Origin of the sequence: Streptomyces sp. NPDC005574, from assembly GCF_040605435.1 — a bacterium.
GTDB lineage: Bacteria > Actinomycetota > Actinomycetes > Streptomycetales > Streptomycetaceae > Streptomyces.
In genome coordinates this window covers 24,685-44,221 of record NZ_JBEXCW010000047.1, presented here as the reverse complement: position 1 = coordinate 44,221, position 19,537 = coordinate 24,685, and the positions used below count along the sequence as shown (strand labels likewise).

16 protein-coding genes and 1 pseudogene are annotated in these 19,537 nt (G+C 72.4%); 12 read left to right on the top strand and 5 right to left on the bottom strand.

What is annotated here, in order from left to right; genetic code table 11:
• Window positions 1-129: 129 nt before the first annotated feature.
• Together ABZT03_RS26450 and ABZT03_RS26445 are read left to right on the top strand one after the other, a co-directional pair.
• On the top strand, window positions 130-2,067 hold the full coding sequence (locus ABZT03_RS26450; protein WP_356043433.1) for a glycogen debranching N-terminal domain-containing protein: 1,938 nt from the start codon (window positions 130-132) through the stop codon (window positions 2,065-2,067).
• 565 nt (window positions 2,068-2,632) lie between these two features.
• Window positions 2,633-4,300 (top strand): CDP-alcohol phosphatidyltransferase, encoded by a 1,668-nt coding sequence (locus ABZT03_RS26445; protein WP_356043483.1) that lies wholly within the window; start codon window positions 2,633-2,635, stop codon window positions 4,298-4,300.
• 35 nt (window positions 4,301-4,335) lie between these two features.
• Here the strand turns inward: ABZT03_RS26445 and dusB are convergent, their stop codons facing one another.
• Window positions 4,336-5,487: a tRNA dihydrouridine synthase DusB gene (gene dusB, locus ABZT03_RS26440; protein ID WP_356043430.1), complete on the bottom strand. Its 1,152-nt coding sequence runs from the start codon at window positions 5,485-5,487 to the stop codon at window positions 4,336-4,338.
• Window positions 5,488-5,596: 109 nt separating this feature from the next.
• On the opposite strand from dusB, the gene ABZT03_RS26435 reads away from it, so the two are divergent.
• Window positions 5,597-7,042 (top strand): MFS transporter, encoded by a 1,446-nt coding sequence (locus ABZT03_RS26435; RefSeq protein WP_356043426.1) that lies wholly within the window; start codon window positions 5,597-5,599, stop codon window positions 7,040-7,042.
• A 15-nt stretch (window positions 7,043-7,057) separates the two neighbouring features.
• On the opposite strand, the pseudogene ABZT03_RS26430 reads toward ABZT03_RS26435, so the two are convergent.
• Window positions 7,058-7,946, bottom strand: a pseudogene (locus ABZT03_RS26430) (helix-turn-helix transcriptional regulator).
• Window positions 7,947-8,046: 100 nt separating this feature from the next.
• On the opposite strand from ABZT03_RS26430, the gene ABZT03_RS26425 reads away from it, so the two are divergent.
• From ABZT03_RS26425 to ABZT03_RS26405, 5 genes are all read left to right on the top strand, one after another.
• Window positions 8,047-9,474 (top strand): MFS transporter, encoded by a 1,428-nt coding sequence (locus tag ABZT03_RS26425; protein ID WP_356043423.1) that lies wholly within the window; start codon window positions 8,047-8,049, stop codon window positions 9,472-9,474.
• 199 nt (window positions 9,475-9,673) lie between these two features.
• The gene (locus tag ABZT03_RS26420; protein ID WP_356043420.1) at window positions 9,674-9,880 is read left to right on the top strand and encodes a hypothetical protein; all 207 of its coding nucleotides are present in this window, start codon (window positions 9,674-9,676) and stop codon (window positions 9,878-9,880) included.
• A 142-nt stretch (window positions 9,881-10,022) separates the two neighbouring features.
• On the top strand, window positions 10,023-11,165 hold the full coding sequence (locus ABZT03_RS26415; protein ID WP_356043417.1) for a serine hydrolase domain-containing protein: 1,143 nt from the start codon (window positions 10,023-10,025) through the stop codon (window positions 11,163-11,165).
• Between the two features lie 61 nt (window positions 11,166-11,226).
• Window positions 11,227-12,084 (top strand): hypothetical protein, encoded by an 858-nt coding sequence (locus ABZT03_RS26410; RefSeq protein ID WP_356043414.1) that lies wholly within the window; start codon window positions 11,227-11,229, stop codon window positions 12,082-12,084.
• On the top strand, window positions 12,081-13,046 hold the full coding sequence (locus ABZT03_RS26405) for a hypothetical protein (protein ID WP_356043411.1): 966 nt from the start codon (window positions 12,081-12,083) through the stop codon (window positions 13,044-13,046). Before ABZT03_RS26410 ends, ABZT03_RS26405 begins: the two co-directional genes overlap by 4 nt.
• Before the next feature lie 7 nt (window positions 13,047-13,053).
• On the opposite strand, the gene ABZT03_RS26400 is transcribed toward ABZT03_RS26405, so the two are convergent.
• From ABZT03_RS26400 to ABZT03_RS26390, 3 genes are all read right to left on the bottom strand, one after another.
• Entirely contained in the window at window positions 13,054-13,638 is a 585-nt protein-coding gene (locus ABZT03_RS26400) for a TetR family transcriptional regulator (RefSeq protein ID WP_356043408.1), read from the bottom strand.
• Between the two features lie 25 nt (window positions 13,639-13,663).
• Complete coding sequence (locus ABZT03_RS26395; RefSeq protein WP_356043405.1) at window positions 13,664-14,674, bottom strand: aldo/keto reductase; 1,011 nt, start codon at window positions 14,672-14,674, stop codon at window positions 13,664-13,666.
• 173 nt (window positions 14,675-14,847) lie between these two features.
• Window positions 14,848-16,230, bottom strand: coding sequence for a glycine--tRNA ligase (locus ABZT03_RS26390; RefSeq protein ID WP_356043402.1), 1,383 nt, complete (start codon window positions 16,228-16,230; stop codon window positions 14,848-14,850).
• A 161-nt stretch (window positions 16,231-16,391) separates the two neighbouring features.
• Here ABZT03_RS26390 and ABZT03_RS26385 point away from each other — a divergent pair, with 161 nt between their 5' ends.
• From ABZT03_RS26385 to ABZT03_RS26370, 4 genes are read left to right on the top strand one after another with little or no spacing between them, the layout of a single operon-like run.
• Window positions 16,392-17,345 (top strand): metal ABC transporter substrate-binding protein, encoded by a 954-nt coding sequence (locus tag ABZT03_RS26385; RefSeq protein WP_356043399.1) that lies wholly within the window; start codon window positions 16,392-16,394, stop codon window positions 17,343-17,345.
• Window positions 17,346-17,371: 26 nt separating this feature from the next.
• On the top strand, window positions 17,372-18,139 hold the full coding sequence (locus ABZT03_RS26380; protein WP_356043480.1) for a metal ABC transporter ATP-binding protein: 768 nt from the start codon (window positions 17,372-17,374) through the stop codon (window positions 18,137-18,139).
• On the top strand, window positions 18,139-19,041 hold the full coding sequence (locus ABZT03_RS26375; protein ID WP_356043397.1) for a metal ABC transporter permease: 903 nt from the start codon (window positions 18,139-18,141) through the stop codon (window positions 19,039-19,041). Before ABZT03_RS26380 ends, ABZT03_RS26375 begins: the two co-directional genes overlap by 1 nt.
• A 60-nt stretch (window positions 19,042-19,101) precedes the next feature.
• The gene (locus tag ABZT03_RS26370; RefSeq protein ID WP_356043394.1) at window positions 19,102-19,536 is read left to right on the top strand and encodes a transcriptional repressor; all 435 of its coding nucleotides are present in this window, start codon (window positions 19,102-19,104) and stop codon (window positions 19,534-19,536) included.
• The last annotated feature ends 1 nt before the right edge of the window (window position 19,537 follow it).

The following is a 19,537-nucleotide window of genomic DNA, read 5'->3' as shown; positions in this document are numbered from 1 at the left end:
TCCGGACGGGATCGGCCGGCACCGCGACAGCGGCAACCGGAACAGGCCGGACGTGAACGGCCCGCCCAGCGCGGGCCCCAGCGGCCCGGGCGGCAAGGCACGCAACGGCGTCAAGGGAGGGGACCGGGGATGACGGACCGGCATCATCTGCTCGTGCACGGTGGGACGTTCGCCGCCGTGGGTGACGGTGGGGACATCAGCGGGGTCCGGGGCGGCAGCTCCCCGGACGGACTGTTCGTGCGCGACGCGCGGCACCTGAGCCGTTGGCAACTGACGGTCGACGGCGCGGTGCCCGAGGCACTCACGCCGGTCGCGGACGGGGACACGGCGCGCTGCGTCCTCGTCCCGCGCGGCGGCCGGCAGGAACCGCCCGCGTACACGCTCTTCCGCGAACAGGCCGTCGGGGACGGCGCGTTCGTCGAGTCGCTGCGGGTGACCAGCAACCGCCCGGAGCCGACCACCGTACGTCTCGCGGTCACCGCGGACGCCGACTTCGCCGACCAGTTCGAACTGCGCTCCGACCACCGCACCTACGCCAAGACCGGAGCCACCCGCTCCCGCCACATCCACGACGACGGCGTGGAGTTCACCTACCGGCGCCGGGAATGGCGGTCCGTCACGACCGTGACGGCGGACCCCGCGCCGGACGCCGTCGAGGAGACCGGCACGGGCGCCCGGCGCCTGGTGTGGGCGCTGGAGCTGGAGGCCCACGGGTCGGCGGAACTGACGCTGCGGGTCATGGCACGGCCGCACGGCGACCGGCGGGCCCGGCGCGTGCCCCGCTCCCCCGCCGCCCTCAACCAGCAACTCCTGGCTCTGGAGGGCGAGTTCGTGGAGGGTGTGGCCTTCCCGACCGGCTGGCCCGAGCTGGCCGCGGCCTGCGCCCGCGGTCTCGCCGACCTGGCCTCGCTCCAGGTCCCGGCGACCGGCCCGGACGGCGAGGAGCTGCGGGTGCCCGCCGCGGGCGCCCCCTGGTTCCTGACCCTGCTGGGCCGCGACGCCCTGCTCACCTCGCTGTTCGCCCTGCCCTACCGGCCGCAGCTGGCCGCCGCCACGCTGCCCGCGCTCGCCGCGGCGCAGGCCACCGAGGTCGGCCCCGACGCGGTGGCACAGCCCGGGAAGATCGTGCACGAGGTGCGGCACGGGGAACTGGCGCACTTCGGGCAGGTGCCGTACGGGCGGTACTACGGCTCGGTCGACGCCACCCCGCTGTTCCTGGTGCTGCTCGGGGCGTACGTCGAGCAGACGGGGGACCTGGCCCTGGCCCGCCGTCTGGAGCCCCACGCCCGCGCGGCGATCGGCTGGATGCTCGACCACGGCGGCCTCACCTCCCGCGGCTACCTGGTCTACCGCGCCGACCAGGGGGGCCTGGCCAACCAGAACTGGAAGGACTCCCCCGGCGCGATCTGTTCCGCCGACGGCACCCGGGCGAGCGGCTCGGTGCTGGCGGCGGGGGCCCAGGGATACGCGTACGACGCGCTGCGCCGCACCGCGCACCTGTCCCGCACGGTGTGGGGCGACGAGGTGTACGCGGCTCTGCTGGAGCAGGCCGCCGCCGACCTGCGCGACCGGTTCCAGCGTGACTTCTGGATGCGGGCCCACTCCTTCCCGGCGCTCGCGCTCGACGGCGACGGCCGGCAGGTGGACGCGCTGGCCTCCGACGCCGGGCACCTGCTGTGGTCGGGACTGCTGGACAAGGAGTACGGCGAGCTGGTCGGCCGGCGTCTGCTGGCGCCCGACTTCTTCTCCGGCTGGGGCGTGCGCACGCTGGCGGCCGGGCAGCGGGCGTACCACCCGCTGTCGTACCACCGCGGCTCGGTCTGGCCGCACGACAACGCGCTGATCACGCTGGGCCTGGCCCGCTACGGCCTGCACGACGAGGCGCGTACGGTCGCCCACGCCCTGGTGGACGCGGCGACGGCGACCGGCCACCGCCTGCCCGAGGTGATCGCGGGCTACGGCCGCGACACGCACGCCGAGCCGGTCCCCTACCCGCACGCCTGCGTGCGGGAGTCCCGGTCGGCGGCGGCCCCGCTGGCGCTGCTCACCGCGGTGGGCGGCGCGTAGCCGGGGGGGTGCGGGGCCGGCGGCGCGCGGTCCGGTGAGGGGTTGGTGAGGCGTTTGCCCGGTGTTTGCCGAGCTCTTGTCCGTCAGGGCTGAACAGGGCTCGCGCACCGGCCGTACGGGATTACGGCGGAATCGTTCCCCCCGTGTCGGGTCCGCCGGTTCACCGGGTTTCGTACGGAAGGACCTTCGGGTGCCTGTCTTCACGCGCTTTCGCCATCTGCCCGCGCCGGACGACGACGCGTCGTCGCCGGCGCCGTCGCCGTCACCCGAGAGCACGTCGGCGGCACCGGCGGACACGGAGGCGTCCCCGTCGCCCGAGCCCGCGGCGCCGGCCGCCCCGGAAGCGGGCACGGCACCGGCGACACCGTCCGCCGCGGCGACGGAGACGGACGCGAGGACCCCGGCCCCGGCGGACCCCGAGGCCGCCACCCCGGCGGACCCCGAGGCCGCACCCGAGCCCCCGGCCCCGGCGGACCCCGAGGCCAAGACCCCGGCCCCGGCGGACCCCGAGGCCGCCACCCCCGAGGCCCCCGAGGCCCCCGCCCCCGCCACCCTCAGATCCCGCCTGGCGTACCTCCGGGCCTGGCGGACCCGGTACCCGGAGGCCGCGCGGGTGCTGCGCTGGGCGGTGAGCGTGCTCGCGGCGGCGCTCGTGCTCGGTGCCCTGCTGCTGCCGAACAACGAGGCCGCGCTGCACCTGAACCGGTTCACGCGGCTGCCCGCGGAGGCGATCGTCGGGGCGGCGGTGGTGATCGCCCTGCCGCGCCGGCCGCGCATCGTGGTGGCGGCGGTGTCCGGGGTGGGTCTGGGCGTGCTGACGGTGCTGAACGTCCTCGACATGGGCTTCAACGAATACCTGGGCCGGGGCTTCAACGCCGTCCTGGACTGGGAGTTGCTGCCCGACGCCCAGTCGTACGTGGCGGACTCGCTGGGCCGGACGACGGCGATCGCCGCGACCGTCGGTCTCGTCGTCCTGGTCCTGCTGCTGCTCGTGGTGATGGCGCTGGCGACGGTCCGGCTCGCCAACCTGCTGGCCGGCAACGCCCGGACCGCGACCCGCTCCACGCTCATCGCGGCCATCGCCTGGGTCACCTGCTCCACGCTCGGCATCCAGGTGGCGGGCATGCCGGTCGCCTCCGACCGGGCGGCCGGCGCACTCCAGATCCAGGCGCACAGGGTCAGGGACACCCTCAGGGACGAGGCCTCGTTCGCGAAGGAGGCCGGCGCCGACCGCTTCGGGGGGACGCCCGGCGCCCAGCTGGTGCCCGATCTGCGGGGCAAGGACATGATCTTCACGTTCATCGAGAGCTACGGCCGCAGCGCCATCGAGGACCCGGCCATCGCCCCCGGCGTGGACCGGACGCTCAAGGTCCGTACGGCGGCCCTGGCCAAGGCCGGCTTCCACGCGAAGAGCGGGTGGCTGACCTCGGCGACGTACGGCGGCAGCAGCTGGCTCGGCCACTCCACGACCATGTCGGGCCTGTGGATCGACAACCAGCAGCGCTACCGCACGGTCATGGCCGGCGATCACCTCAGCCTCACCAAGGCGTTCCAGAAGACCGGCGACTGGAACACGGTCGGGGTCATGCCGGGCATCCAGAAGGGCTGGCCCGAGGCGAAGTACTACGGCCTGGACAAGGTCTACAACGCCTTCCAGATGGGCTACAAGGGCCCGAAGTTCAGCTGGTCGACGATGCCCGACCAGTACGCGCTGGAGGCGTTCCAGCGGCTGGAGCACGGCAGGAAGCGCGACAAGCCGCTGATGTCGGAGATCATCCTCACCTCCAGCCACCAGCCGTGGGCGCCCATCCCGAAGTCGGTGGGCTGGGACCAGCTCGGTGACGGCTCGGTGTTCGGGCCCATCCAGAAGGCGGGCAACAAGCCGTCGGACATCATCGCCGACTCCACCCGTTCCAAGCAGGAGTACGGCAGGTCGATCCAGTACTCGGTGACCAGCCTCACGCAGTGGCTGGAGCGCTACGGCAGCAAGGACACGGTTCTCGTCTTCCTCGGCGACCACCAGCCCATCGCCCGGGTCAGCGGCAACCACGCCAGCCGTGACGTGCCGGTGTCGATCGTCGCCAAGGACCCGAAGGTCCTGGACAAGGTGGCCTCCTGGAACTGGTCGGACGGTCTGATGCCCGCGCACAACGCCCCGGTGTGGAAGATGAGTTCGTTCCGCGACCGCTTCCTGACGGCGTACGGGTCCACTCCGCACCCCACCAAGGACTGAGCACCCGGGAGGCCGCGCGGCGGCCCCGGCGGCGCTCAGCCTCCAGAGGTGTCGAGTTCCGCGTCCTCGCCGATGCCCGCGCAGTCGTAGGGGTCCTTGAGCCAGCCGTCCGGCAGCACCACCCGGTTGTTGCCGGACGTACGGCCGCGGGGCCCGTCGGCGCCGTCCGGCCAGGGCTGGTCGAGGTTCAACTCGTCGAGGCCGGAACGCAGTTCGGTCAGCGAGGAGGTGATCGCCAGCCGCTTGCGCATCTCGGAGCCGACGGCGAAGCCCTTGAGGTACCAGGCGACGTGCTTGCGGAAGTCGATGACCCCGCGCGTCTCGTCGCCGATCCACTCGCCGAGCAGGGTGGCGTGGCGCACCATGACGTCGGCGACCTCGCGCAGGGAGGGCCGCGCGATGTCCTGCGGACGGCCCTCGAAGGCGGCGACCAGGTCGGCGAACAGCCAGGGCCGCCCCAGGCAGCCGCGTCCGACGACCACGCCGTCGCAGCCCGTCTCGCGCACCATCCGCAGCGCGTCCTCCGCCGCCCAGATATCGCCGTTGCCGAGCACCGGGATCTCCGGGACATGCTCCTTGAGGCGGGCGATGGCGTCCCAGTCGGCGGTGCCGCCGTAGTGCTGGGCGGCGGTGCGGCCGTGCAGGGCGATGGCGGTGACGCCCTCCTCGACGGCGATGCGCCCGGCGTCGAGGTAGGTGATGTGGTCGTCGTCGATGCCCTTGCGCATCTTCATGGTGACGGGGAGGTCGCCGGCGCCGCCGACCGCCTCGCGCAGGATGGCGCGCAGCAGGTTGCGCTTGTAGGGGAGCGCGGAGCCGCCGCCCTTGCGGGTCACCTTGGGCACCGGACAGCCGAAGTTGAGGTCGATGTGGTCGGCGAGGTCCTCGTCCGCGATCATGCGGACGGCCTTGCCGACGGTCGCCGGGTCCACGCCGTACAGCTGGATCGAGCGGGGCTTCTCGCTCGCGTCGAAGTGGATCAGCTGCATGGTCTTCTCGTTGCGCTCGACCAGCGCCCGGGTCGTGATCATCTCGCTCACGAACAGGCCCTTGCCGCCGCTGAACTCCCGGCACAGGGTGCGGAAGGGCGCGTTGGTGATCCCGGCCATGGGTGCCAGCACGACGGGCGGCCGGACGGTGTGCGGGCCGATCTGCAGGGGGGACAGGAGGGACACGGGCGTGGACATTGCTCCATTGTGGCGCACCCCGGCCGGTGCCCGGGAACGGCGGCCGGGCCATGACCATGTAGTGGTCATTAGTTAGCCGCACTATTGATATGCGGGTACGATGGAACGCATGCCCGAGCTGAGCCATCGCCGCCGCATGCTGGTGCTCGCGATCTGCTGCATGAGCCTGCTGATCGTGAGCCTGGACGTCACCGCCCTGAACGTCGCCCTGCCCTCGATGCAGCAGGAGCTGCACGCGAGCACCGCCGGCCTCCAGTGGACGATCGACGCGTACACGCTCGTCCTGGCCTCGCTGCTGATGCTGGCGGGCTCCACGGCCGACCGGATCGGCCGCAAGCGCGTCTTCGTCTCCGGCCTGGTGATCTTCGTCATCGGCTCGCTGCTGTGTTCCATGGCACCGAACCTCGACGCGCTGGTCGCGTTCCGCATGGTGCAGGCGGTCGGCGGCTCGATGCTCAACCCGGTCGCCATGTCCATCATCACCAACACCTTCACCGACCCCCGCGAGCGGGCCCGCGCGATCGGTGTCTGGGGCGCGGTGGTCGGCATCTCCATGGCCGCCGGACCGCTGGTCGGCGGAGTGCTGGTGGAGTCGGTCGGCTGGCGGTCGATCTTCTGGGTCAACCTGCCGGTGGGCCTCGCCGCCCTCCTGCTCACCCTGCGTTTCGTGCCCGAGTCCCGGGCGCCCAGGGCGCGCCGCCCCGACCCGGTCGGACAGCTCCTGGTGATCACCCTGTTCGGCTCCCTGACGTACGCGATCATCGAGGCGCCGAGCGCCGGACTCACCACGGTCCTGCCCTTCGGGGTGCTCGCGCTGGCCGCCCTGGTCGGCCTGCTGCGGTACGAGCCCCGGCGCGCCGAACCCCTCATCGACCTGCGCTTCTTCCGCTCGGTGCCGTTCAGCGGGGCCACCGTGATCGCGATCGGCGCGTTCGCCGCGCTCGGCGGGTTCCTGTTCCTGTCCACGCTGTACCTGCAGAACGTGCGCGGTCTGGACGCCCTGCACGCCGGTCTGTGGATGCTGCCGATGGCGGTGCCGATGTTCCTGTGCGCGCCGCTGTCCGGACGGCTGGTGGGCAGCCGGGGGCCGCGTCTGTCGCTGCTGGTCGCCGGGTTCGCGATGACGGCGAGCGGGGTGCTGTTCGCCGCCTTCGAGGCCGAGACCTCGAACGTCACCCTGTTCGCCGGGTACGTGATGTTCGGTGTCGGCTTCGGCTTCGTGAACGCGCCGATCACCAACACCGCGGTGTCCGGCATGCCGCGGGCCCAGGCCGGGGTCGCCGCCGCCGTCGCCTCCACGAGCCGCCAGCTCGGGCAGACGCTCGGCGTCGCGGTGATCGGCGCGGTGCTGGCGTCGGGCGTGGGCTCCTCGTCGTACCGGGACACGTTCGTGTCGGCGGCCCGGCCGGGGTGGTGGATCCTGGCGGCCTGCGGCCTCGTGGTGCTGGTGTTCGGGGCGCTGACCAGCGGTCCCTGGGCCCGGCGGACCGCCGAGCGGACGGCCGAGCAGCTGGCGGCGACGGACGTGCGCGAGGCGGCGCGGGTCGTCGCCTGACCCCCGGCGGGCGCGTCACCTCTCCAGGGCCATGGCGTGCAGCTTCTCCAGCCGCTTTCTCGACACCTGGTCCGCCGGCACGTACGTGACCACCCTCGGACCGAGCCCCGGGCCGAGCCACAGGTCGGTGTGGTCGACGGTGATCCGGCCGACGTGCCGGTTGTCGAACTCCTTGCGCTTGGTGCGGTGGGGCGACGACCTCGTGCCGCTCCCACGCCTCGCAGAAGGCGGGGGACTCCGCGCGCAGCCGCTTCAGCAGCAGCTTCCAGGCCGGCTCGGCGAGATGACCGGCCATGGTCGCGCGGAACCGGGCGGCCATCAGGCGCCGGGTCTCCTCCAGGTGCACGATCGACGAGCTCCACTCCTCGTTCGTGTAGCAGAGGATCATGCAGTTGTGGTCCTCGGGCGGTACCGCGTCCAGGTCGCACAGCAGCAGTCCGTACGTCCGGTTGTAGGCCAGGATGTCGTACCGGCTGTTCTGCACGCAGGCCGGGACCGGCTCCAGCTGCTCCAGCACCGCCCGCAGCGCCGGCGTGATCGACGGGCAGGTGGTGGCCGGCGTCGGATCCGCCGCCCCGGCCAGCTGGAAGAGGTGGACGCGCTCACTGGGGTCGAGCATCAGGGTGCGGGCGAGGGCGTCGAGGACCTGCACGGAGACCTGGATGTCCCGGGCCTGTTCGAGCCAGGTGTACCAGGTGACGCCGACCGCCGAGAGCTGGGCCACCTCCTCGCGGCGCAGGCCCGGGGTGCGCCGCCGGCGGCCGCGGGGCAGGCCGACCTGCTCGGGGGCGAGGTGCTCGCGGCGGTGCCGGAGGAAGGCGGCGAGTTCGTGCCGCCGGATCTCCGCCACCGCGCTGCCGCCGGGGAGCGTGCCCGGCGCCGTCTCCTGGACCATCGTCGTCATGCCTCCAGCCTGCCGTGGCGCCGACCCTGTTGCCAGGTACTCCTTCTACCAGGACAAGGACACTCTGGTACCCGTCTGGGAGTCGGCGCAGGCTCGGGACGTGACCGAAACCACGACCTCACGCCCCTCCTCCACCCCGCTGTCCCCGCCCCTGCTCGGCGGCCCCGGGCTCTTCACCGTGCTGCTGGCCGCGGCACTGCCCCTCATCGACTTCTTCATCGTCAACGTCGCCCTGCCCACCATCGGCCACGACCTTTCCGCGAGCGAGGCGGTCCTCGAACTCGTCGTCGCCGGGTACGGACTCGCGTACGCGGTGCTCCTCGTCCTCGGCGGGCGCCTCGGCGACCTGTTCGGCCGGCGGCGGATGTTCCTGGGCGGCATGGCGGCCTTCGGACTGACCTCGCTGGCCTGCGGACTCGCGCCCACCGCCTGGACCCTGGTCGCCGCCCGGGTCACGCAGGGCGCCGCGTCCGCCGCGATGCTGCCGCAGGTGCTGGCCACCATCCAGGCGGCCACCGCCGGACCCCGCCGGGCCAGGGCGATGGGCCTGTACGGCGCGACGGCCGGGCTGTCCATGGTGGCCGGGCAGATCCTCGGCGGCGTCCTGGTCGCCGCGGACATCGCGGGCACCGGCTGGCGTTCGGTGTTCCTGGTGAACGTGCCGGTGGTGATCGCCGGCCTGGTGCTGGCCGTGCGCACCGTGCCGGAGACCCGCTCGCAGCAGCCCGAGCCGGTGGACGGGCCGGGCACCGTGCTGCTGGCGCTGTCCCTGCTCGCGCTGCTGGCCCCGCTGACCGAGGGCAGGGCGGCGGGCTGGCCGGTGTGGACGTGGCTGTCGCTGGCGGCGTTCCCGTTCCTGGCGGCGGCGTTCTACGCGGTGGAGCGCGGGGCGGACCGGCGGGGTCGTACGCCCCTGGTGCCGCCGAGCCTGTTCGAGCTGGTGTCGCTGCGGCGGGGCCTGGTGATGATCGTGCCGTTCTCCGTCGGCTTCAGCGGCTTCATGTTCGTGATCGCGGTGGCGCTCCAGCAGGGCGCGGGCCTCGGGCCGGTGCGGGCGGGGCTGGCGCTGGCCCCGATGGCCGTCGTGTTCTTCTGTGTGTCGCTGGCCGGCCCGCGGCTGGTGGCCCGCTTCGGCACCCGGGTGGTGACGGCGGGCGCCGTGATCCAGGGACTGGGGGTGGCGCTGATGGTGCTGGCCGTCCGCGGCTCCTGGCCGGACCTCGGGCTGGTCGAGCTGCTTCCGGGTGCGGCGGTCGCCGGCGCGGGGCAGGCGCTCCAGCTCCCGGTGGTGTTCCGGATCATCCTCTCCGAGGTGCCGCCCGCCCGGGCGGGTGTGGGCGGCGGCGTCATGATCACCGCCCAGCAGTCGTCGCTGGCGCTGGGCGTGGCCACCCTCGGCACCCTGTTCCTGTCCCTGGCGTCGAGCCTCGGCATGCGGGACGCCCTGGTCACCACGCTCCTCGTGCAGCTGGCGGGCATCGCCCTGACGGGTCTGCTGAGCACCCGCCTCCCGCGGACCATCGGCTGACGCCCACCGCCGGCCCGGGGTCCGGAGCGCCCCCAGGTGTCCTGACATGTGGGCACCTGTCCGCACGTGACCTCACGGTATGGACAACTCATCACCGTGCGCTCCCTGTTGACGCCGGGCGTGCTGCACACTCCTTGCTGCGCGGACTCCGCCGCGCAACCGGACGGGTTCTTCGCTGCGGGTCGCCGCTGGAGGCGTCATGCTGGAGATCAACACGAGCAAGGTGAGCCGCTGGGACCAGCACGGACGCGAGCACGTCGTCCGGGTGCGGCGCTCGGGAATGCAGCGCACGATCAGATGCGACACCTGCGGCTGGCGCAGGGGGGCGCAGTTCCTGCCCTGGCTGAAGGCGGAGGAACACCTGGCCGAGGCCCACCAGGCGACGGTGGACCCGGCGGGGGCGTAGGGCCTCCCGGATCGGATCGGGCGGGGCTCGCGGCCCCGGCGTCACGTCGTGCGGTGTCCGCCGTCCGCCCCGGCGGGCGATGAGTTTCGGCGGCCGGGGCGGTCAGGGGCGGTACGACGACAGCGCACCGGAAGGCCGAGCCATGAGCGCACTCCGTACCACCCTGCAGCGGCACGTCGACGGCGGATCGGTGCCGGGCGCCGTCGGCCTGCTGGCCCGCGGCGACGACGTCGAGGTGGTGAGCGTCGGCCGGCTGGACGCCGAGGGCACCGCCCCGATGACCCGCGACTCGGTCTTCCGTATCGCCTCGATCACCAAGCCGGTCACGGCGGCGGCGGTGCTGACGCTGGTGGAGGACGGACGGCTCGGTCTCGACGACCCGGTCCAGGAGTGGCTGCCGGAGCTGGCCGAGCCGGCCGTGGTGCGCACCCCCGCTTCCTCCCTGGACGACGTCGTCCCGGCGGGCCGCCCGATCACCGTCGAGGACCTGCTCAGCTCCCGCACCGGCTGGGGCTTTCCCTCGGACTTCACGCTGCCTGCCGTGCAGGCCCTGTTCGAGGTCCAGAAGGACGGCCGCGCCCCGCGGGCGTACCCCGACCCGGACACCTGGCTGGCGGCCCTCGCCGGGGTGCCGCTGCTGTACCAGCCGGGCGAGGCGTGGCTGTACGGCACCTCGTCCGACCTGCAGGGCATCCTGATCGCCCGCGTGTCGGGCCGTACCCTGCCGCGGTACCTGGCGGAGCGGATCTTCGAGCCGCTGGGCATGGCGGACACGGCGTTCGAGGTGCCGGCGGCGAAGCGGCACCGCTTCACCAGCCTCTACCGCGCCGACGAGTCGGGCGCCCTGGAACGCGCCGACACCCCGGACGGCGACTGGAGCAGCGTCCCGGCCTTCCCGTCCGGCGGCGGCGGCCTCGCCTCCACGGCCGACGACTGGCTGGCCTTCGCCCGCATGCTGCTGGCCGGCGGCACGGCGAACGGTCACCGGGTCCTGTCCCCCACCTCGGTCGGCCGGATGACCACCAACCATCTGACGGCCCGGCAGCGTGAGCTCGGCGGTCTCTTCCTGGAAAACCAGGGCTGGGGCTACGGCGGCTCGGTCGACGTCACCCCGGCTAAGCCCTGGAACGTCCCCGGCCGCTACGGCTGGGTCGGCGGCACGGGCACGACGGCCCACCTCGTCCCGCGGACCGGCACCGTGGCCGTCCTCCTCACCCAGGTGGCGATGCGGAACCCGACCCCGACCCTACTGATGCGGGACTTCTGGCGCTGCGCGGCGGAGTGACCGGGAGGAAGGCGGAGTACCCCGGGAGGAAGTAGGAGAAATACGCCCTTACTCTCCGAATATGCCATCTTCGCGCGCCCGTCTCAGCGTCATGGCGACGGTCCTCGGCCTCGTGGCCGTGCTCGGGGCCGTCTGGCTGGTCAGATCCGCCACCACCCACAACAGCGAGAACGCCGCCGGTGCGCACCGGACCGCCGACTCCGCCGGCACGTCGATCGTCACCGACGGCACGACCCGCGGCCCGGCCGACGGCACGACCGACGCCACCATCGACAGCGACGGCGACGGTACGCCCGACAGCCGGACGACGGGGTCCGGCGCGGCCTCGCAGGGCACCTCCACCGACGGTGGCGGGACGCCGCAGGGCGGCAGGACACCCAGGCACGGGCGACCGTCGGTCAGGCTGAACGGCGTGAACCTCCAGGGCTCCGGAAACAGCGAAGGCTGTGTGACCGTCATCAACAAGACGGCCACTCCGGCGGTCATCGAGAGCGTCTCCTTCGTCGTCGTCGACGGGCCGGCGCGGCCTGCGGTCCACTCCGACAACGGCGACCACTGCTACCGGGCGGAGGGCGACGAGCGTGATGATCCCTGCCTCGGCCTCCGGCTGGTCGAGGGCCGCCAGTGCCTGACGGGCGCGGTCCTCGCGCCGGGCGCCCGGACGGGTGAGTACACGGTTCAGGCGGTCGTACACTCGAGCTTCCTGTGCGACAACGACAAGATCGATCCGTGCAGTGACGTGAAGGACTGGGGCGGCCCGCCGCCCACCCCGCAGGACCCTGTACGGGTCCGTTGCTCCAGCACCGTAAAAGCCCTCCGGTCAACGATCGTGGTGGGGGGCACGAGTCCCTCACCCGACGACTCGCCTCCCCGCGGCACCTCCCCCTCCGCGGGGGAGGAAGAGGGGGGCGGGGAATGACGGCCGCGGAGCCGCCACCACCGCCCGCGCCCGAACCGGCACCAGCCCCGCCCCCGGCACCCGCACCCGATCCCACCGCCGAAGAGCACGCGGTCCCCGCCCGGGTACGGCGGCTCGCGGAGGCGCTGGGCCCGGCGACCCTGGCGACCGCGCTGCTGTTCTACTTCGGCTATGTCGCCACCCGCGCCCGGTACGTCTACTTCGGCGTGCCCGTGGACATGACCGGTCTCTCCAATCAGGACCTGATGCTGGACGGCCTCGAGGTGATCTTCGTCCCGGCGTCGATGATCTTCCTGGGCGTCATGGCGCTCGTCGGCGTCCACGCTCTCGTCCTGTGGATGCTGTCCCGCGACGCGGACGCGCGGAACGACACCTCCGCCGCCGCGTTCCTCGCGTACGGCTTCGTCCTCGTCGGCGTCCTGCTGATCGGCAGAGCGTTGATCGGCATCCTCGTGCAGGGGCCCGAGGTCAGCGTGGTCATCGGCGCCACCCCGCTGTCACTGGCCTTCGGGCCGACGGCGGTGGCGTACGGCATCTGGATCCACGGCCGGCGGCGCGGGCGCCCGGTGCTGCCGCTGCGCCTGGCCAGGAACGGCGTCATGTGCGCGATCGCGCTGGGCGTGGCCGGGCTGTTCTGGGCGTCGACACAGCTGGCGTGGGCGTACGGCACGGGTCGGGGCGAGCAGGACGCGGAAGACCTCGCGGACCGCCCCGAGGTCGTCGTGGACACCAGGGAGCCGCTGGACGGTGTGCCCACGGGCGTGACCCAGGCCCGGCTCGGAACGGCCGGGGAGAGCGCCCGGGAGTACCGTCACCGTTACCGGGGATTCCGGCTGCTGCTCGCCTCCGGCGGACGGCTGTTCCTGGTCACCCCGAACTGGGAACTCGGCCGGGACGCGACCGTCGTCCTACCCTACGGCAACGACGTACGGGTGCGGCTCATGCCGCAGCGTGACGGCTGACCCGGGCCTAAGCCCGCAGCCCGCGCAGCACCAGCTGCACCACCGCGGCGAAGTCGGCCTCGATCTCCGGGTGTTGCCAGTAGCGCGAGTAGCAGGGGTCGTGGAAGCGGCCCGTCGTCTGGAGGACGGCGCGGGCCGTGGCCCGGGGGTCGGGGGCACTGAAGACGCCGGTGTCGGTGCCCGCCTCGACGATCACGGTCAGCTGGTCCTCGAGATGGGTGACGTGCTGGCCGACCACGGTGCCGTTCTCGCCGGTCAGGACCATGTAGGTGGCGAACAGCTCGGGGTCGTCGCCCGCCTTGTGGCGCTTGGCGGCGAACAGCGCGGCGAGCCAGTCGCGCAGCCGGGACTCCGGGTCCCGGTCCTCGGCGACGATGGCAGACAACATGTCGGTCGTCCGGTCCAGCCAGCGCTTGGTGACCGCCTCGCGCAGCGCGGCCTTCGTGCGGAAGTGCCGGTAGACACTGCCGTGGCTGACGCCGAGCGCGCGGGCCACGTCGACCACGGTGGCCTTGGCCGGGCCGTGGCGGCGCAGCACCTCCTCGGTCGCTTCGAGGATGCGCTCGGCGGTCAGGGTCTCGCTGGTTGCCATGGGAAGGACCGTACCGGCGGCCGGATCAGCGCTCGCTGTCGAGGTGGGCCATGGCGGCGGGCGCGTAACGCTCACCGGCGGCCGCGCCTGCCGGCACCGCTTCCTCGATCGCGGTGAGGTCGGCGGCGTCCAGGGTGACGTCCAGCGCGCCCAGCGACTCCGCGAGCCGCTCCCGGCTGCGGGCGCCGATCAGCGGCACGATGTCCTCGCCGCGGGACAGCACCCAGGCGATGGCGATCTGCGCGACGCTGACGCCCTTCCCCTCGGCGACCTTGCGCAGCGCCTCGACGAGGTCGAGGTTGTGCCGCAGGTTGTCGCCCTGGAAGCGGGGCGAGTGGGTGCGGAAGTCGTTGGCGGCGAGCTGCCGGTCGTGGGTGAAGTGGCCGGAGATCAGGCCGCGGGACAGGACGCCGTAGGCGGTGACGCCGATGCCCAGTTCGCGGGTGGTGGGCAGGATCTCGGCCTCGATGCCGCGCGAGATGAGGGCGTACTCGATCTGGAGGTCGGCGATCGGCGCGGTGGCGGCGGCCCGGCGGATCGTCTCGGCGCCGACCTCGCTGAGGCCGATGTGCCGGACGTACCCCTGCTCGACCAGCTCGGAGATCGCGCCGACCGTCTCCTCGACGGGGACGTCCGGGTCGAGGCGGGCCATGCGGTAGACGTCGATGTGGTCGACGCCGAGGCGCTGGAGGGAGTAGGCGGCGAAGTTCCTCACCGCGGCGGGGCGGCCGTCGTAGCCCGACCAGCTGCCGTCAGGGCCGCGCAGGGCGCCGAACTTGACGCTGGTCAGGGCCTGTTCGCGGCGGGCGGCGGGGGCGGTGCGCAGCGCCTCGCCGATGAGCAGTTCGTTGTGGCCCATGCCGTAGAAGTCGCCGGTGTCCAGCAGCGTCACGCCCGCCTCCAGGGCGGCGTGGATGGTGGCGATCGACTCGGCCCGGTCCGCGTCGCCGTACAGCGCGGACATGCCCATGCAGCCGAGGCCGAGGGCGGAGACCTGGGGGCCGGTGGTGCCGAGGGTGCGCGTGCGTGTGGTCATGCGTCCACCCTGACATGACAGCTGACAGATTTCAATATCTGTCAGCTGTCACCTGTCATCCGTCTTCCGCCGGTTGTCATGCGACGGTCGCGGCCGCACACGACGAACGCCGGACGGGCTGATCCACTCAGCCCGTCCGGCGTCGGAAGGTGAAGGGGCCGCGACCCCGCCGGCTAGGCGCCCAGCAGGCGCCCGGCCAGGTAGCCCTCGATCTGGTCGAGAGACACCCGCTCCTGCTTCATCGTGTCGCGCTCGCGCACGGTCACCGCGTTGTCGTCGAGGGTGTCGAAGTCGACCGTCACGCAGTACGGCGTGCCGATCTCGTCCTGGCGGCGGTAGCGGCGACCGATGGCGCCGGCGTCGTCGAACTCGATGTTCCAGTTCTGGCGCAGCGCGGTCGCCAGACCCTTGGCCTTCGGCGACAGCTCCGGGTTGCGGGACAGCGGCAGCACCGCGACCTTCACCGGGGCCAGGCGGTGGTCCAGGCGCAGCACCGTGCGCTTCTCCAGCTTGCCCTTGGCGTTCGGCGCCTCGTCCTCGATGTAGGCGTCGAGCAGGAACGCCAGCATCGCGCGGCCGACACCGGCGGCGGGCTCGATGACGTACGGCGTCCAGCGCTCGCCGGCCTCCTGGTCGAAGTAGGAGAGGTCCTGGCCCGAGGCCTTGGAGTGGGCGCCCAGGTCGTAGTCGGTGCGGTTGGCGACGCCCTCCAGCTCGCCCCACTCGTTGCCGCCGAACTGGAAGCGGTACTCGATGTCGGCGGTGCGCTTGGAGTAGTGGGAGAGCTTCTCCTTGGGGTGCTCGAACCAGCGCATGTTCTCCTCACGCAGGCCCAGGCCGGTGTACCAGTTCCAGCGCTGCTCCATCCAGTACTCCTGCCACTTCTCGTCCTCGCCCGGCTTGACGAAGAACTCCATCTCCATCTGCTCGAACTCGCGGGTGCGGAAGATGAAGTTGCCGGGCGTGATCTCGTTGCGGAAGGACTTGCCCATCTGGGCGATGCCGAACGGGGGCTTCTTGCGCGAAGTGGTCTGCACCTGGCCGAAGTTGGTGAAGATGCCCTGGGCGGTCTCGGGGCGCAGGTAGGCGACGGAGCCGGTGTCCTGCGTCGGGCCGAGGTGGGTGGAGAGCAGGCCCGAGAACTGCTTGGGCTCGGTGAACTGGCCCTTGTTGCCGCAGTTGGGGCAGTTGACGTCCGCGAGGCCGTTCTCCGGCGGGCGGTTGTGCTTGGCCTCGTACGCCTCTTCCAGGTGGTCCGCGCGGAACCGCTTGTGGCAGGAGGTGCACTCGGTGAGGGGGTCGGAGAAGGTGGCGACGTGACCGGAGGCGACCCAGACCTCGGGGGCCAGGATCACGGACGAGTCGAGGCCGACCACGTCCTCGCGCGACGTCACCATGTAGCGCCACCACTGGCGCTTCAGGTTCTCCTTGAGCTCGACACCCAGCGGTCCGTAGTCCCAGGCGGCTTTCTGGCCGCCGTAGATCTCACTGCAGGGGTATACGAAGCCACGGCGCTTGCTCAGGCTGACGATGGTGTCGATCTTGTCGGCGGCCACGGTGCTCTCTTCATAACGACGACGGACGACGAAGCGAGACGCTTCAGAGCGAATGCTTCAGCGTACCGGCGGGGGCTCCCCCTCGACCAAATCGGTGTCCCGTACAAGCCTTTCGCCCGGGTTGTTGACAACGGTTTCCATGTTAGTTGAAAATGACTGTCATGAACGTACGACGGCTCATACCCGCGACCGCGACCGCGGCGGCCACCGCACTCGGCCTCGCCGGCCTCTCCGCCTGCTCGACCGGGACCGCCGCGGCCAACACGGACAAGTTCGACGTCGTCGCGTCGTTCTACCCGATGGCCTTCCTCGCCGAGCGGATCGGCGGGAGCCACGTCCACGTCACCGGCCTCACCAAGCCCGGCCAGGAACCGCACGACCTGGAGATCAGCGTCCGGCAGCGCGTCCAGCTGGAGGAGTCCGACGCCGTCCTCTACCTGAAGAACCTCCAGCCCTCCGTCGACGACGCCGTCGCGCAGTCCGACGTGAGGACGAAGATCGACGCCGCCTCCCTCACCACGCTGGAGAAGCACGGCAACGAGGTCGGCGGCCACTCCGCCGAGCACGACAGCGGCGACGACACGGAACTGGCCGGTCTCGACCCCCACATCTGGCTCGACCCGGTGCGCTACGCCCAGGTCGCCGCCGGCGTCGGCAAAGCCTTCGAGAAGGCCGACCCGAAGCACGCCGCCGACTACCGGAAGAACACCGCCGCCCTCGTCGACAGGCTCGACGCGCTCGACACCCGGTTCGCGGACGGCCTGAAGAACACCAGGTCCAAGGTCTTCATCACCACCCACGCCGCCTTCGGCTACCTCGCCGAGCGCTACGGCCTCACCGAGGAGGCCATCAACGGCCTCGACCCCGAGTCCGAGCCCAGCGCCGCGCGCGTGCGGGACCTTGAGAGGATGGCGAAGGCCGACGGCGTCTCCACGGTGTTCTACGAGACGCTCGTCAGCGACAAGACCGCGAAGACCGTCGCCCAGGACGCGGACCTGAGGACGGACGTCCTCGACCCGATCGAGGGCATCACGGCCAAGTCCCGCGGCAGGGACTACTTCTCGGTCCAGGAAGCCAATCTCAGGGCGCTGCAGACGGCCCTGGGAACCAAGTGAGCGGCACGGAAGGCGGCAGGGACGTCATGGGCGAGTCCGTCATAGAGCTGCGCCGGGTGCGCGCCGAACTGGGCTCGCGCCCCGTCCTGCGCGGCATCGACCTGACCGTGCGCCGAGGCGAGGTCGTCGCGCTGCTCGGCGCGAACGGCTCCGGCAAGTCGACGGCCGTGCGCAGCGTCATCGGCCAGGTGCCGGTCAGCGCGGGCGAGATCGAGCTGTTCGGCACCCCGCGCCGGCGCTTCCGCGACTGGCGGCGCGTGGGCTACGTACCGCAGCGCACGACGGCCGCGGGCGGAGTGCCCGCCACGGTCACCGAGGTCGTCTCCTCCGGCCGTCTGTCGGCCGCCCGCTTCGGCGTGCTGCGCAAGGCGGACCACGCGGCCGTACGGCGGGCCCTGGAGCTCGTCGGCATGGCCGACCGGGCCCGGGACTCCGTGAACGCCCTCTCCGGCGGCCAGCACCAGCGGGTCCTGATCGCCCGCGCGCTCGCCGCCGAGCCCGAACTGCTGATCATGGACGAGCCGATGGCGGGCGTCGACCTCGCCAGCCAGGAGGTGCTCGCCGCGACCCTGCGCGAACAGGTCGCCGCCGGTGCGACGGTCCTGCTCGTCCTGCACGAACTCGGGCCCCTGGAACCGCTGATCGACCGGGCGGTCGTCCTGCGCGACGGCTGCGTGGTGCACGACGGTCCGCCCCCGCGGGCGGTCGGCCAGCACGCGCTGCCCGGCCACGACCACGTCCACCCGCACGCGCCCGCGGGCACCGAACCGATCCGCACGGGACTGCTGAGCTGATGACCTTCCTCGACTTCCCCTTCATGCAGCGGGCGCTGCTCGCCGCCGTCCTGGTCGGCATCACCGCCCCCGCCGTCGGCATCTACCTCGTGCAGCGCCGCCAGGCCCTGCTCGGCGACGGTATCGGCCATGTCGCGATGACCGGCGTCGGCCTCGGCTTCCTGCTGTCCACCTCGCCGGTGTGGATGGCGACGGCCGTCTCGGTCCTCGGCGCGGTCCTGATGGAGCTGATCCGCTGGTACGGCAGGACCCGCGGCGACATCGCCCTCGCGATGCTCTTCTACGGCGGCATGGCCGGCGGCGTGATGCTCATCAACCTCGCACCGGGCGGCTCCAACGCCAACCTCATGTCGTACCTCTTCGGCTCCCTCACGACCGTCTCGCGGTCCGACGTGACGGCGATCTGCCTGCTCGCGGGCTTCGTGGTGCTGGTCACCCTGGGCCTGCGCCGGCAGCTGTTCGCGGTCAGCCAGGACGAGGAGTTCGCCCGGGTCACGGGCCTGCCGGTGCGCGCGCTGAACCTGCTGACCGCGATCACCGCGGCGGTCACCGTGACGGTCGCGATGCGGGTCGTCGGGCTGCTGCTGGTCTCCGCGCTGATGGTGGTCCCGGTCGCGGCGGCCCAGCAGCTCACCCGCAGCTTCGCGGCGACCTTCGCGGTCGCGGTGGCGATCGGCGTGACCGTGACCGTCAGCGGCACCGTCACCTCGTACTACCAGTACGTGCCGCCCGGTGCGACGATCGTGCTGATGGCCATCGCCGCGTTCTTCGTGCTCACGCTGCTCGCCGCGCCACTGGCCCGGCGCCGCGCGCGGGCGGTGGCCGCCGAGCAGCCGGACGGCGACCCCACCGAGTGCACGATTCCGGCCGCACGGCCGGCCGACGGCACCGTCGGTGTCTGACCGCTGACAGGGCGGACTGGCACAATGACCCGGGCAAGCGCAGACGTGAGGAGGCAACCGGTGACGATCGCTGGACCGCCCGTGAAGGGCCGCTCCACCCGGCAGCGGGCTGCCGTGGCGGCCGCCCTCGACGAGGTGGACGAGTTCCGCAGCGCCCAGGACCTGCACGACATGCTCAAGCACAAGGGCGACTCCGTCGGCCTCACCACGGTCTACCGCACGCTGCAGAACCTCGCCGACGCCGGTGAGGTCGACGTCCTGCGCACGTCCGACGGCGAGTCCGTCTACCGCCGCTGCTCCACCGGCGACCACCACCACCACCTGGTGTGCCGCGTCTGCGGCAAGGCCGTCGAGGTCGAGGGCCCGGCCGTGGAGACGTGGGCGGAGGCCGTCGCCGCCGAACACGGCTACGTCAACGTGGCGCACACGGTGGAGATCTTCGGCACCTGCTCCGACTGCGCGACCGCGGCGACGCCCCCCGCCGCGGCCGGCTGAC